This is a genomic window from Nostoc sp. NMS2 (genome assembly GCF_017115105.1).
Classification (GTDB): domain Bacteria; phylum Cyanobacteriota; class Cyanobacteriia; order Cyanobacteriales; family Nostocaceae; genus Nostoc.
This window is the reverse complement of sequence record NZ_JABXKH010000103.1, coordinates 1-13289: the sequence shown is the minus strand read 5'-3', so window position 1 is coordinate 13289 and position 13289 is coordinate 1. Positions and strand designations below refer to the sequence as shown.

Here is a 13289-nt window from a genome sequence, read left to right as displayed (position 1 = left end):
CAACACGCAAAAGGTTAATTAATCTGCTTTAGCCGATCAAAGCATTTTACGACCACGTTATCTCTCCCCCGTATTCAGACTCCAGTACATTCAACAATTTCTCTTCCAGCGCAGTCAAATAAGCCCGATTCAGCTTTCCCAGCATCTCCAAAAACTTCTGCACCGAATCCTCCAGCCCACTCGAATACACCCGACTGATGCGATCGCATATCTCCCGCATCTGCTCACACTCGGCAGGCAGGTAATTGTAAGATTTGAGGTGCTGTAAACCAACCGTGTACTCACCATCCCAAGTTCTAACGGCGCAGCTGAATTCGCCCACATGATTAACGATACCCCAACAGCCACCTTTGCCTCTCAGTTCGGGATTATCCTTGGCTAAAATTTGGCAGATTTCACCAATTTGGTAGGTGTTGGGTATTCTGGTACGTTCCATTATCTGCTGCACCACATCAGTTACAATTCTGGCACTGGGAACTTTACCGCCAGCCTTCTGTACTGCCCGTTGCCAAACTTCAACCTGCTGCTGGGGTTCTAGCTTTGCCAGGGGGCGCACTTGTCCTTCATTATTTGGCAGGATTCGTGAGGGGTTAGGTCGATTTTTGTCTACTTCCTCGTTTTGGGAACAATTTGTTCCCGTTTCATCCACTTCCTCATTTTGGGAACAATTTGTTCCCATTTCATCCACTTCCTCGTTTTGGGAACAATTTGTTCCCGTTTCATCCACTTCCTCATTTTGGGAACAATTTGTTCCCATTTCATCCACTTCCTCGTTTTGGGAACAATTTGTTCCCGTTTCATCCACTTCCTCATTTTGGGAACAATTTGTTCCCGTCACTATGTTGTCAAATACTACAGAACCAGCTATTAGATAATTGACTCGGCGATGGGTGTATCCAAATCTATCACGACAATACTCCTCAAATGTGCGATGAGTGGATCTGTATAACCTGCGATCGCGCAACTGAGCCAATGCCTTGCCTGCCTCAAAAAATGCACGTTCCACCTTGCGTTCTAAATGCAAGCGATCGCTAATTTCCTGCTCGGTTAGTTCCGGTACTTCAACAGCAGGAACATCCAGAATTACTACATCCTGATTATTCTGGGAAGAGATATCTTGCTGTGTTTTGCTAACTGGTGGTTCTGAGCCAGCAGAGACAGTGGAAGTAGGTTTGTTGCGTTTAGAGAATGGCTTTTGCATGTCTTCGCTTCCTACTTCTCACTATTTTCAGATTTACATCAAGGTCAACCCCTAGCACTGATTTAATTTACGAAGCGTTTTCTAGGTTAGGGATAGATAGCTTTTTATCGACAATTTGAAAGCAATGTGTCTGCTGTATAGAGTATTTATGCTTAATTATGAGTGCCAAATGGTTCAAGTCTCATTAGCTATGGGAAGCATCAAATTTCCTTTTGCTTTCCTTTGCAGCCTCAATAACTTCTTCAAGAGTGCATTGGTAAACTTCCAAAAATTTGGGTATGTCTTCAATTGGCAACCTGGGGGTGTGCCGCCCAATATCCCAGTTACGGACAGTTGACTCAGCAATTCCTAACCTTGATGCCACATCTACTGTTCTTAACCCTGCTTTTTCTCTTAACCCCTTCATATCCATAACAAATAGTAATACCAATAGAATATCAGCTAGTTAACACAGTTGACAAGCGCAGTTAACTAGCGGATAATAGATACATAAGAGAAGCGCCCCTGACTGCGAATCTGAAGCGCTTCTTTTGCCCTAAATTTAAAGAGCCTTCCAATTATGACTCACGCCGTTTACACTTATCAACAGCTGCAACTGAAATCGATTGCACGGCTCAAGCAAATCTACAGCGAAATCGCCTGCACAGCCGAAGTAAGCGACAAACGCTGCAAGAATTCTTGGATCACTGCGATCGCTGAATATCAGGCAAGCAAGATTCAGAAACTCGCCCCTGCTGCCCCCGACGAACAAGCCCTCGCCCAAGCCGAACTCGACAGCTACATCGCTGATCAAGCTCAAGCCGTAGCTCCCGAACTCCTCACAATAGTCGAAATCTCGTTTGACCATCACGAATATTATGCTGATAACAAACTGGTAGCCAGCATTAGCTATGACGACAATCTAACCCAGCCTTGGGTAGTGATAGTCAACGGCACTGAAAAATTCCGAGCTAACACCTGGGCAAGATGCAACCGCTTCATTGAATGGCATCACCAAGATGGAACACTCAAGGAACCAGTACCCACACAAACTGAGGTTGAAGAAACTGCGACCACTGGTAACGAAGTCATAGCGCAGATTTTCGACGAATGCGAGAAGTACGGTTTTGAAATCCTCACCGATGGGATTTACCACAACGACATGAAACTGGGCGAAGTGGGATGCACTGACGGCGACTGGTGGTTCACACGCGCAGCAGACAAAACCCAGCGCATACCCTGTGATTCTGCAATGGAAGCAGTTCAATCGTTGTCGATGGTGGACGTGTCTACTGATAGTAAATCCGTTTTTGATGAATACTTTTTAGAGCAACCGTTAGAGCAGCTAACTGGCGATAAATTGCAACGGCTGCTGGAGAGAACGGAGTTAGTCACAGCGTAATTCAGGAGTCAGAATTCAGGAGTCAGGAGTCAGTAAAAAAACAAAGAGTAGGGTGCAGAAGTTAATAAAATCTGCCTTCCTTTCTCCTCTTTTTCCCACCTCTTCCCGAAATTCTGACTTCTGAATTCTGACTCCTGAATTCTTCTCTCATTTTCCCTTCATTCACTTATTCATCTATGCAACCCACAATCTCGATCCCTCAACACTGGCCCTACCCACGCTTTGCTTTGGATCAGCGTACACAACAAGGCTTGATTCTAGGACTTTACTACTATCCCTCTGGTACAGAGTTGGCTGAACAATTTGATGCTGGTTGGCGTTATGTCCTGATGCCTAATAAAAACTCTGATGAAATATCGTACTTGAAAGAGGATCAAATCCAACCGCTTACACCAGAAGAGTTATTCCAACAAATTACCGCAGAGATTGACTTTTATCAACAGCAGATAAATATTCTCAACCGACAGTTAACCGTATTAACCAGAGGTGCAAACAATGGCTAATCAAGTAAACAACAGCTTTGAACGTAGAGCAAATCATTTGCTGCGTTTACTTCAGCTTTGTGGCGGTTGTGTGCCATTACATCGGTTGCAATTCCAATTCTCAGATTCAGTTATTCAAACTCTGCTGGATAAAGAACTGGTGCAAGTACAGAACACAGGACGCGGCTTTTTGTTAGAGATTGCCGAGGATTTTTAGGGTTATTAATCCCAGAGGACACAATTATGAAACTTTACGCGAAAACCATTGCACAGACTTTACCCCATTGGGCAACTGTCGTTACAAAGAGTGCAGATTTATTTGAGATTGAAATTAATGATGAACACCCTAATTTTCAATCTCTGCTTGAAGAGTTGGAAACGGAGATTGAACCAGGAATCATGGGAGTGAAAGCAGAAGATTTATGTTCACGATTGGGCATAGAAATGTCTAACCCACATCTCTACCACCTAGTTGAACAAGCTCAAAACCTGATATCCGAAATTGCTACGCACCCAGACTACAAACAACTCTTGTCAGCAGGGTATCAGCCAGATTTAAACATTGCCGATGCTAGTACTGCACTCACCTATTTGCAATGGGAGCTAGACCGGAATCAACAGCCTTCTCTTTAGTACAAAAGCAATCGTCTGAATGTAGTCAATATTCAAACGATTGCTACTACGGAAGTTTTTCTCCCGCTACAGAATTTCCATTATTACACACAGACTACTAATCCATGAAACTTAACCGAGGTGAAAGATGATTGCTGAAATAAAACTAGGTTTATCTAACCCTCCCGAACCCATCTATTTATATGTCAAAAATGCCGAGTTAGGTGGTGAATCATATCTCTGGTATCACTACGATATTGACAGGGAGAAAACCATCCCTGTTTCCCAAAGAGCATTAACTGGTTATCTGTCTGAACTACGATTTACGACTAAAGAGTTCAAAGGAAAGGATAATCTCAAGCTGGACATTGTAGTGAGTGCTGATGAAGTTTATGTCATCAGAAGTGGTGTTGAAACAAACTTCACTAAAAGCTTTCTCTTGGCTGCATCAGGTGTACAGGATTTTTCTAAGCCACTGATTATTGCTGCTAATGCTGGTGAACAAAATACGGTTTTCTGCAATCTTTACGACGCAGTAACTAAAAGCAGAATTGAAAGGGAATGGAACAAAAATGCTGATTGGGCAACCATCATTCATGACATTCAATCTCGCTTAGGTAGAACATCCTCAACTATCCCATCTACACCAAAACTTAGCGTAGTCCCTCAACCAGTACATCCTCAAGATTTGCGAGTTAAAAATATTCGTACTTTGCTTGATTATCCACTTGATTTGGTCAAAGAGTGGTTGGAATTTCAGGATGTTGACCGCCCAAGTCTACTTCATATTACCAAGATTAATGAACTGGTAAAAACAATGTGTTTGGCTTGGGCGGCAGATAAGTGTGAATATCCCAATCATGCAGAATCTTTGTATCAAAAGCAGGTTATTGATGCTGTTGCTAATGGTGCGGATGAGTTAGCAGCAATCAACGCATGGATGCAGCAGGTGCAAGCGGCAAAAGTAGGAGCAGTGTAAATCAGCATACAGGGTTCAGAAGAAGTTTCATTTCTGAATCCTAAATTAATCAGATGGGAATAAAAACCATGAAAGTCATCGTTACAGTTGTTGAAAAAATCACCAGCGAAGCACATATCGATATCCCTGATGGGCTGAATCAATCCGCAATTAAGCAGCACATCGTAGACCGCTATAACACCGGGAGAATGCAGACTGAGATGAACATTTTTCAAGTAGATTTTGAATCTATTAGCGCTCGGATTGTTCAAGAAAATTCTTCTCCTAAATCTGCATAAACATTGGAGGTAATAAATGAATCCCAAATGGACTGACGAAGAAATAGCAATCGTTGAGGAAATGGCTTGTCTTTACACTGTCAAACAAATAGCGTATCGGCTAAAGAGAAGAGGATACACACGCTCAACATCAGCTATTCAAAACAAATTGCGCTTTTTAGGATACTCCGCACGTCCAATCCTTGATAACTACAACTGCTGCGAAATCGCCAGGGTTTTACAACTCAATTCGGCTACTGTTTGGACTTGGGTAAAAAAAGGATGGATACGCACAACTCGACGCTCTGGAAGATATCACCAAATCAAGAGTAAAGACTTAAAACGATTTCTTCAGAATCCACCTCAACGCATTAAGAACCGCATTGCTGCCATTGATAAAGAGAAGATCGAATATTTAGTGGGGAAACTCGCATGATTGACCACATTAACGCACTAAAAACAAGCTGGTATCTTTCTCCACCCTGGGGTCAAACAATTCCACCTGTTGCAGTTAATTTACTGGAGAGAGTTTTTCTAAGAACTACAAGGAGATTCGGTTACTGCTGCGGTATGCAATGGAAGCACGAATGTTGGGTTTATTCAATTGATTGCGGTAAAGAAATCCTCCACGCTACACAAAACCAAATCATCGGGACTGGAGAGTTAGAAGCCCTCAACGTGCAAAAACCTACTTTTGTTCTGGGTGAAAGAGTGATCCTCTGTTCTCACGATAAGGAAACAAAACAACGGCTGATTCTGGGGATTGCGCTGGTGCATAATTCTTGGTTTTACCTTGTTGAATTGATGTCACCAACGTTAATTAAGACACCAACTATATCGAATCGTTTCTCATTAGTTGGTGAAAAAAGTTTGGTGCGAGTAAATGTTTAAGCAGTTTTGAAGGAGACGATTATGATATCTAACTTGATAAGTCAGCAAAGCAATCATAACAGCAGTCCGTTTAATACAATTCGTCACCTAGATGACAACGGTAATGAACACTGGCTAGCTAGAGAGTTGATGGAACTGCTTGGTTATAAAAAGTGGGAGCGTTTTGTAGATGCTATCGACCGAGCCAAAATTGGTTGTCAAAACACTGGCTCCTCAGTACAAAATCACTTTACCAACGCTGGGCTTTATACAAGAAATGTACCCAGTGACTATCGCCTTTCTCGCTATGCCTGTTATTTGGTAGCAATGAACGGAGATCCACGAAAACCAGAAATCGCAGCAGCCCAAAGTTATTTCGCTATCAAAACCCACCAAGCAGAAACTTTTCAAAACTACCAACCCAAAACAACCATTGCTCACGAAGCCGCACAGTTGGCAATGATGTTGGGGGAATTTGCTGGATTAGAAAAATCTCTCACCGCGCAGTTAGCAGTTAATGCTGCCACAAAAGTCAACCCCGCGCTCAAACCGGCAGCAGATGAATTAAAAACTGCGATCGCTCAAACCAATGTTGCAGAGGACGCATTTCTCAACCCAACACAAATTGGTGAGGTAGTAGGAATGTCTGCACGGGCTGTTAACCACTGCTTACTAAATTCGGGACTGCAATACAGAACAAATGACAAGAAAATTCCTTATCGTCCTACTGAATCTGGTAAGCAATGGGGGCGGATGGTTCCCGCAGTTGCCAAATCTTCAAACCAAACTGTTTTTCAACTGCGCTGGTTGCCCGAAATAGTAAAAGTCATCTCTCAATAATTACCTACCTAAATCAATAACAATTATGAACAGTCTACGAAAAACCTTGGCAGAAAAATATGGTCTTGTTGCTGATATCATGCACGACGATTATTTTTTTGTTCAACTACCAGAAAACGAGGATCATTCACTCAAGTTTTTAGAGAGTAATTTACCAGAATGTATTCGGATTGAACTTGCAGAATGTTTTGCTGGTAGTGTGATTGCGGCTTGGGAAGTCCCCTTATTTTTACTCCCTCAAGTGTTACAGCAAGCCCATGATTTTGTTACTGAGTATTGGGAGCAAGTATCTCAAGAAACGTGAAGTATTCTCCAGCAACTAAAACTAACAGCAACTGCTTCAGCACACGTTTTTTAATTGCAGAAAACTACCATGCAACAACTCAATTTATTTGCTGAATCAACCCCAGTTTTACCCATCACTTATTACCCCGATTTCTTAACTCTTGAACAAGCAAACGAACTCTACCAACACTGCTTGAAACTGGAGTGGCAACAGAATCAAATCACGATCGCGGGTAAAACAATGCCCGTTCCCCGTCTGGAGTGCATTTACGGGGACTACGGCTGCGATTATCTTTACTCCAACAGCGTATTTTTGAAACCCCTGACTTGGACAGACAATCTGGCTAACTTGCGCGATCGCATAACTGTGTTAACTGGTTACAAATTCCGCATCGTCATCGGCAATCAATACCGCACGGGGACTGATTCTATCGGGTGGCATTCCGACAATGAAGCATCGATGGGATCTAACCCTGCAATCGCATCGGTAAGCCTGGGTTCATGTCGCAAATTTCAAATCAAACCGAGAAATAGTAGACCAACGGATTTCTGGCTGGAACACGGCAGCTTGCTCGTGATGCACCCCGGTTGTCAGTCCACGCATCTGCACCAAGTTCCCAAGACCAACAAAGTTGTTAGCACACGTATCAATCTCACGTTTCGACCCCACACCGGAGGCGGGAGATAACGCTGTGGCTGGCTGTTGAGGATTTCATAGCCAGCAAAAGCTCTTCACTTTAAGTAGAACAGGCGGCATGGGTCTAATGCCGCTTCATTTCCATGCGTCAAAAAAGAGAGGAAATATGCGTATAATCGAATCTGATTCTCAAGCTCTACACTTAACTGAATGGCTCAAAAGTGGAGTTGACGAAGAAATCATTGCCCTGAATGTGCGATCGCTGTCTGGAACTTTACCCTACGAATATCTGCTGTACAGTCCCAAAATCTCCCGTCGCAATGATGGGCGGCTCAGAGACAGAGACTTGAAAAAATACCAGCACATTGAACTCGGCGGCTGGTGGTGCAGTGGCGTTGACCCGCTCAACGAATACGCCCTAATGATGTGGGGCTGTTTCAAACCCGACCACCCCAGACGCGATCGCCAGAAGGTCCACAAACTCATCAAGTATGAACACCCGTACAGAGAAGAGACACGCGCTTTCTTCCTTCTAGTCCCGAATCGCATTTGGGTGAAAGTCTCAAATCGCTCTGGCATCCCCATCACTAAAGAAGACCTACAGCACCCTGGCGGTTTCTGGCACTGGGTTGTAAAGCATAATGTACCAGTGACAATCGTGGAAGGTGTCAAGAAAGCGGGGGCATTATTGACTGCTGGCTATGCTGCGATCGCTATCCCCGGTGTTAATGCTGGATACCGCACCCCCCAAGATGAGTACGGTACAGCTAATGGCAAACCATACCTCATCCCCGACTTGAAACATTTTGCAACACAGGGGCGACAGGTCAACATCTGCTTTGACCAGGACAACAAACCTGAGACAGTCCAACGGGTAAGAACCGCTATCAGTCGCATGGGACGGCTGTTGGTAAATGAGGGCTGTTCCCTCCGAGTGATTGATTTACCTTTAGGGCCAGAGAAAGGGGTTGATGATTTTATCGTTGCGAAGGGGAAGGAAGCCTTTGACGCACTTTACAATACAGCCGTTGCACTGGAGTTGTGGGAGATTAAGCTGTTTACTCTGCTGACTTATCCCCCTTCAATCGCACTTAACCAGCGCTTCTTGGATCACTTGCTTGTACCAGAGGGTGAAAAGCTGATTATCCTCAAGGCTCCCAAAGGTACTGGTAAAACCCAATGGTTGTCTACTGAGGTGGCCAAAGCCCATGACCTTGGACGTAGGGTGTTAATCATCACCCATCGGATTCAACTTGGTGAGGCATTATGCGATCGCTTTGGTGTTAACTATGTTACCGAAGTCCACACGAATGAAACAGGCACATTGCTAGGATACGGGGTGTGCGTTGATTCGCTGCATCACGAAAGTCAAGCGCGTTTTAATCCCAATGACTGGTCAAATGATGTAATTATTATTGATGAATGCGACCAGGTATTCTGGCATTTGCTCAACTCTGGTACTGAAGTGCAAAAGCGTCGGGTATCCGTTCTCAAAAACCTCAAACAACTGGTACAAAATGTTTTAGGCAGTAGTCAGGGAAAAATTTACTTGTCCAGTGCCGATGTGTCAGATACTGATGTGAAGTACGTTTTATCACTCGCTGGAGAATATCGGGTTAACCCGTTTGTAATCGTAAACAATTATCGTCACGTAGCTGGCAATTGTTACAACTACTCTGGCAGTAACCCGAAGAATCTTATCGCAGCACTGGACAAAGCCATTGCCAAAGAGGGACATCATTTATTATGCTGTTCTGCTCAGAAAGCTAAGTCAAAATGGGGAACCCAAGCACTTGAAGAACGGTTCCGCCGTAAATTCCCTCACTTGCGAATCCTGAGAATTGATAGCGAATCTGTTGCTGATCCATCTCATGTGGCTTTCGGTTGTATCGCTCATCTCAACGAGATTCTTACCCAGTATGATTTGGTTATCGCTTCTCCAAGTCTTGAAACTGGGGTATCCATCGACATTCGAGGACATTTTGATGGTGTTTGGGGGATTTTTCAGGGAGTGCAGCCGGTTAACTCTGTGCGTCAGATGTTGGCAAGATTACGGGAAACTGTTGACCGTCACATTTGGGTCAGAGAGTGGGGGATGTCGTTTGTGGGCAATGGTTCCACATCCATAGGGGGATTGCTCAGAAGTCAACACGTCGCAACACAGGCTAACATTGCGCTGTTGTCGGCGGCGGACAATGCGGATTTGAGCTATATTGACCAGAATTTTCAACCGGAGTCATTGCAAACCTGGGGCAAACGTGGTTCTGTGATTAACGTTGAGATGCGGTGCTATCGAGAGTCTGTGCTTGCGGGTTTGGTCGAAGATGGATACACCGTTATCGATGCTGACGATGCCGATGATGATGAGAGCGGGGCTGTAATCGAGTCGGTTAAAGCGGCAAGTGAGGAATTGTATACTGCGGAGTGTCAGGCGATCGCGGATTCTCCAACCATCTCTGATGCCGAACTCAAGAAGCTCCTTGACACAAGGGCGAAAACCAAGACCGAACGACACCAGCAGCGCAAGGCTGAATTGTCCCGTCGCTATGAAGTTGAAGTTACGCCTGATTTGGTTGAGAAAGATGATGATGGGTGGTATCCTCAACTGCGGATGCACTACTATTTGACGCTGGGGCGGGAATTTCTGACAACTCGTGATGCAAAACGGGCTAAGGCACAAGCCGAAGCCGGGAATAATGCTATCTGGAAACCGGATTTTAACAAGGGGCAGATGTTACCTGCTGTACTATTACTCGAAAGCCTCAATCTGTTGCAGTTTCTTACACCAGATGTTCAGTTACGTGGCAGCGACGAGAAGATGCAGGAATTTAAGGCACTGGCTGTAACGCATCGGCACGTTATCAAAAATTACCTTCATGTCAGTATCTCGGAAAAACACACACCGATTGCGATCGCACAGAAGTTACTTGCCAAGATTGATTTGAAACTGGATTATGTTGGTCGGTTGGGTAAGCGTGAAAACCGGGAGTGCGTTTATCGGTTTGTTGCACCTGATGATCAGCGTGATTCGATTTTCGGGCAGTGGTTAAATCGAGATGAAGCGTTTTCAAGGGAATCGGTGTCAGTCACTAATAATATAAGTACGACTATACCAGTCATTGACACCACTCCCCAGGAAATTCCTCAAACACTCACGCCAGTGGAAAGTCCTGTTACCCAAGGATGGAAGGGGCTGAACCTAAAAATGCGCCTTGGACTCGACAGCGTTGGCAAGTTTTACCAACAGCTAGTCTCCACAATCGGGGAGGCTGTCGGCGTTGCTGATGGTGAACCGTTCTGGAACGCACACTTGGGGCAATGGCAGGTTTGGGTTAAATTTGGGAGCGAGTGTAGGTCTGTGGTGTGCGATTGGTTGGTGGGGGTGTAACATTTTCAATTATACGGTTAGCTCCAACTAAGCCTTAGCTGTCACTGTTTCGTTTAATTTCTCGTTCAATGATTTCCTTGATCAATTCAGGGATTTCTTTGTTCAAACTAATAGCTTGCTGTTTTAATCTTTCGTAAATCTCAACATTTTCTCCTTGCCAGATGAGGTCTATCCTTCTGACTTGTCGCATCGCAATATGTGTGTAGCTTTCTGGATATGCCCAATAACATGACAAGCAAATAGACTTATCCTTTATGCTGCCCCAATTTTGACAATGCTCGCATGACCAAGATTTAGCTCGATTAGCAGAGCCACAAAGTAACATGAAGTTATCAGACTTTAACCCTGGTTCTCCATCAACTTCAAAGGGAACACGATGATCAATCTGTAGTTCGCGCTCATCAACCTCTTCTAGATAAATAAAGCACTTACAACCATATCTCGTAATTAACTCGTTTTTTATCTGCTTCGATAAGCCTGTTCTACCAGATAACCTAGAAAACCTTACCTTGTCAAAATTTCCAAATTTGTAAGCTGCTATTTTTCTCCCGTCGCTACCCGTTACGCGAAAGGTTTCTAAAGGAATTCCATGTTCTCGAACATCTCGTGCTGCTCTCGGAGGATGATTGTATCCGTATCTTTCCTTTAGCTCTTCTGTACTTATAAAGCCATATTGCAGAATATGCTCAATTACAGCTTTTGGTCTTTTAGCAGTCACTGATTGACAAAGCTTTATAAAATCATCAGGTAGATTTTGAGGGCTATCCATATCATTCCCAAATAGCAAGCTGTTTGGGTACTCTGCAAATATAGCTTCCCATATTTAAAACAGGTTCTTTAAGTAAACTGGGCGACAAGTATAAAGATTCCACAGTCACTTCTTCTCTTCCTAATAATGTTGATTGAGAGGAACGCCCAACCTCAATCTCAATTCTCTTAAGTCCTAATTCTTCAGGTAGATTATTGCCAAATGTTTTATTACCTCGTTTGCCATCATAACTAACTGCAAATGCTATTGTTCTTCGATTCAATTCTTCAAGAGCCAAAACAAAATCATTAAAATCGATTCTAGAAACATATCTTGAATCCCTGTCCCCTGATACACCTTGATAAGGTGGATCTATGTAAACAAAGTCATGACCTTGAACTTCAGCTAAAACATCTCTATAGTCCAAGTATGTAAATTTACATTTTCCCTTTAAAAGCTTGGAAACTCCCTCTATATTTTTTCTCATCTTTTCAGGTTGAGTTCCCTTTCGTCTTTTATCAGGACTTTGATTGAAGAGTCCATTAGAGTTATATCGAACAGCACCTTTTACACATCTAGCTAGTAAATACAAAAACAGTTTTGGCTCATTCGTTCTATTGAACTCTTCTCTAACTTGCAAATAGTGAGATATGGAATCCTCATGCTGGTCATTCCATATCTTTGTATATTGATCTGCTATCTCACTTGGTTTCTCTATAATTAACTCCAGTAGTTTAACCAGAGGTTTATTCAAATCATTGATCCAAAATTCTTGAGTAATACCTTTAAAAGAGGCAGCAATACTGATTGCTGCGGTTCCTGCAAATGGTTCTACCAGCCGTCCTACTCTACTAGGCACAAACCCAAGAATATTTGCAGCAAGGTTTCTCTTACTACCTTGATATTGAATTGGATGTGGAAGACTAGCCATTTTGAAGAGAGCAAATATCTTAATAAGTCTACCACAAGACTTAAAACAGCTAAGAACTTAAGCTAGCGATAAAGATTGGTAAGACTGATGGCTGGGGTTGAGATTAAAGGCGACGAGGCGATGATTCAGGCTTTGGCTGACTTTTCTAAGCGCAATGCCTCTCACGTTAAAGGTATTCTCAATCTGACCATCCCGCTATCGGAGTCTCCGATGTGGATTTTGGGGCAGTATCTTTCACAACTGGGCTTGTCCACTGAATCGCGGCGACCAATGGAGGACAGACAGAGGGTTAGGTATTATCGGCTGAATACTTCTGATGTCGAGTTTATCCAGAAGGTGCTGGATTATCGGCAAAAACAGAGGGAAGAGAAGGAACGGAAGCGGCAAGAATCACTTGAGCTTCAGGCGGCACATAAAGCTAGAATGCAGTCTCAATATGGGATTAATGCTCCGTCCACACCCCCCATTAATGAAGATGGAGATAATAATCGGGGGGGTATGGACACAGAGGCAGGATTCAGTAATTCTTGGTGGGATAAAGTTAAATATTATGCTCGACTGGCGATTGAACGGGTGGAGAATGGGGTTGATGCGGTCAAAGAATTACTCAGTACACTAACGAGTGATGAGCGTTGCGGCGTGATGCTGGAGTTTGAAGACGCAAGCCCTGACAAATTT

16 protein-coding genes and 1 pseudogene are annotated in these 13289 nt (G+C 43.7%); 13 read left to right on the top strand and 4 right to left on the bottom strand.

The features are described 5' to 3' along the window. Positions 1–46: 46 nt before the first annotated feature. Positions 47–1201, bottom strand: a complete 1155-nt coding sequence (locus HWQ36_RS18500) for a hypothetical protein (RefSeq protein ID WP_292705146.1) — start codon at positions 1199–1201, stop codon at positions 47–49. A 184-nt stretch (positions 1202–1385) separates the two neighbouring features. Beyond that, positions 1386–1631 (bottom strand): helix-turn-helix transcriptional regulator, encoded by a 246-nt coding sequence (locus tag HWQ36_RS18495; RefSeq protein ID WP_242054395.1) that lies wholly within the window; start codon positions 1629–1631, stop codon positions 1386–1388. A gap of 129 nt (positions 1632–1760) precedes the next feature. On the opposite strand from HWQ36_RS18495, the gene HWQ36_RS18490 reads away from it, so the two are divergent. From HWQ36_RS18490 to HWQ36_RS18435, 12 genes are all read left to right on the top strand, one after another. Further along, complete coding sequence (locus tag HWQ36_RS18490) at positions 1761–2582, top strand: hypothetical protein (RefSeq protein WP_292705145.1); 822 nt, start codon at positions 1761–1763, stop codon at positions 2580–2582. Positions 2583–2758: 176 nt separating this feature from the next. Next, positions 2759–3085: a hypothetical protein gene (locus HWQ36_RS18485; RefSeq protein WP_292705144.1), complete on the top strand. Its 327-nt coding sequence runs from the start codon at positions 2759–2761 to the stop codon at positions 3083–3085. Next, positions 3078–3281: a hypothetical protein gene (locus HWQ36_RS18480; RefSeq protein WP_292705143.1), complete on the top strand. Its 204-nt coding sequence runs from the start codon at positions 3078–3080 to the stop codon at positions 3279–3281. The genes HWQ36_RS18485 and HWQ36_RS18480 overlap by 8 nt, the downstream gene beginning before the upstream one ends. A gap of 26 nt (positions 3282–3307) precedes the next feature. After that, positions 3308–3697: a hypothetical protein gene (locus HWQ36_RS18475; RefSeq protein WP_292705142.1), complete on the top strand. Its 390-nt coding sequence runs from the start codon at positions 3308–3310 to the stop codon at positions 3695–3697. 127 nt (positions 3698–3824) lie between these two features. Beyond that, a complete protein-coding gene (locus HWQ36_RS18470) occupies positions 3825–4655 on the top strand; it encodes a hypothetical protein (protein WP_292705141.1) in 831 nt (276 codons plus the stop codon). Positions 4656–4723: 68 nt separating this feature from the next. Continuing rightward, the gene (locus HWQ36_RS18465; protein WP_292705140.1) at positions 4724–4933 is read left to right on the top strand and encodes a hypothetical protein; all 210 of its coding nucleotides are present in this window, start codon (positions 4724–4726) and stop codon (positions 4931–4933) included. 16 nt (positions 4934–4949) lie between these two features. Next, positions 4950–5348, top strand: a complete 399-nt coding sequence (locus HWQ36_RS18460) for a hypothetical protein (protein WP_292705139.1) — start codon at positions 4950–4952, stop codon at positions 5346–5348. Next, positions 5345–5803, top strand: a complete 459-nt coding sequence (locus HWQ36_RS18455) for a DUF1392 domain-containing protein (RefSeq protein ID WP_292705138.1) — start codon at positions 5345–5347, stop codon at positions 5801–5803. Before HWQ36_RS18460 ends, HWQ36_RS18455 begins: the two co-directional genes overlap by 4 nt. Positions 5804–5824: 21 nt before the next feature. Further along, entirely contained in the window at positions 5825–6622 is a 798-nt protein-coding gene (locus tag HWQ36_RS18450) for a BRO family protein (RefSeq protein ID WP_292705137.1), read from the top strand. Positions 6623–6647: 25 nt separating this feature from the next. Then, a complete protein-coding gene (locus HWQ36_RS18445) occupies positions 6648–6926 on the top strand; it encodes a hypothetical protein (RefSeq protein WP_292705136.1) in 279 nt (92 codons plus the stop codon). A gap of 69 nt (positions 6927–6995) precedes the next feature. Next, positions 6996–7595 (top strand): alpha-ketoglutarate-dependent dioxygenase AlkB, encoded by a 600-nt coding sequence (locus HWQ36_RS18440; RefSeq protein ID WP_292705135.1) that lies wholly within the window; start codon positions 6996–6998, stop codon positions 7593–7595. Between the two features lie 115 nt (positions 7596–7710). Continuing rightward, complete coding sequence (locus HWQ36_RS18435) at positions 7711–10932, top strand: plasmid replication protein, CyRepA1 family (RefSeq protein ID WP_292705134.1); 3222 nt, start codon at positions 7711–7713, stop codon at positions 10930–10932. A gap of 34 nt (positions 10933–10966) precedes the next feature. On the opposite strand, the gene HWQ36_RS18430 is transcribed toward HWQ36_RS18435, so the two are convergent. Continuing rightward, positions 10967–11701, bottom strand: a complete 735-nt coding sequence (locus HWQ36_RS18430) for an HNH endonuclease (protein ID WP_292705133.1) — start codon at positions 11699–11701, stop codon at positions 10967–10969. A gap of 1 nt (position 11702) precedes the next feature. Then, on the bottom strand, positions 11703–12611 hold the full coding sequence (locus HWQ36_RS18425) for a DNA adenine methylase (RefSeq protein WP_292705132.1): 909 nt from the start codon (positions 12609–12611) through the stop codon (positions 11703–11705). Between the two features lie 87 nt (positions 12612–12698). On the opposite strand from HWQ36_RS18425, the pseudogene HWQ36_RS18420 reads away from it, so the two are divergent. Continuing rightward, positions 12699–13289, top strand: a pseudogene (locus HWQ36_RS18420) (bifunctional DNA primase/helicase); the annotation flags it as partial.

Excerpts from the sequence above, each read along its gene's own strand:
- HWQ36_RS18500 (WP_292705146.1), bottom strand. The coding sequence starts at position 1,201 with ATGCAAAAGCCATTCTCTAAACGCAACAAACCTACTTCCACTGTCTCT.
- HWQ36_RS18490 (WP_292705145.1), top strand. The coding sequence starts at position 1,761 with ATGACTCACGCCGTTTACACTTATCAACAGCTGCAACTGAAATCGATT.
- HWQ36_RS18485 (WP_292705144.1), top strand. The coding sequence starts at position 2,759 with ATGCAACCCACAATCTCGATCCCTCAACACTGGCCCTACCCACGCTTT.
- HWQ36_RS18480 (WP_292705143.1), top strand. The coding sequence starts at position 3,078 with ATGGCTAATCAAGTAAACAACAGCTTTGAACGTAGAGCAAATCATTTG.
- HWQ36_RS18475 (WP_292705142.1), top strand. The coding sequence starts at position 3,308 with ATGAAACTTTACGCGAAAACCATTGCACAGACTTTACCCCATTGGGCA.
- HWQ36_RS18470 (WP_292705141.1), top strand. The coding sequence starts at position 3,825 with ATGATTGCTGAAATAAAACTAGGTTTATCTAACCCTCCCGAACCCATC.
- HWQ36_RS18465 (WP_292705140.1), top strand. The coding sequence starts at position 4,724 with ATGAAAGTCATCGTTACAGTTGTTGAAAAAATCACCAGCGAAGCACAT.
- HWQ36_RS18460 (WP_292705139.1), top strand. The coding sequence starts at position 4,950 with ATGAATCCCAAATGGACTGACGAAGAAATAGCAATCGTTGAGGAAATG.
- HWQ36_RS18455 (WP_292705138.1), top strand. The coding sequence starts at position 5,345 with ATGATTGACCACATTAACGCACTAAAAACAAGCTGGTATCTTTCTCCA.
- HWQ36_RS18450 (WP_292705137.1), top strand. The coding sequence starts at position 5,825 with ATGATATCTAACTTGATAAGTCAGCAAAGCAATCATAACAGCAGTCCG.
- HWQ36_RS18445 (WP_292705136.1), top strand. The coding sequence starts at position 6,648 with ATGAACAGTCTACGAAAAACCTTGGCAGAAAAATATGGTCTTGTTGCT.
- HWQ36_RS18440 (WP_292705135.1), top strand. The coding sequence starts at position 6,996 with ATGCAACAACTCAATTTATTTGCTGAATCAACCCCAGTTTTACCCATC.
- HWQ36_RS18435 (WP_292705134.1), top strand. The coding sequence starts at position 7,711 with ATGCGTATAATCGAATCTGATTCTCAAGCTCTACACTTAACTGAATGG.
- HWQ36_RS18430 (WP_292705133.1), bottom strand. The coding sequence starts at position 11,701 with ATGGATAGCCCTCAAAATCTACCTGATGATTTTATAAAGCTTTGTCAA.
- HWQ36_RS18425 (WP_292705132.1), bottom strand. The coding sequence starts at position 12,611 with ATGGCTAGTCTTCCACATCCAATTCAATATCAAGGTAGTAAGAGAAAC.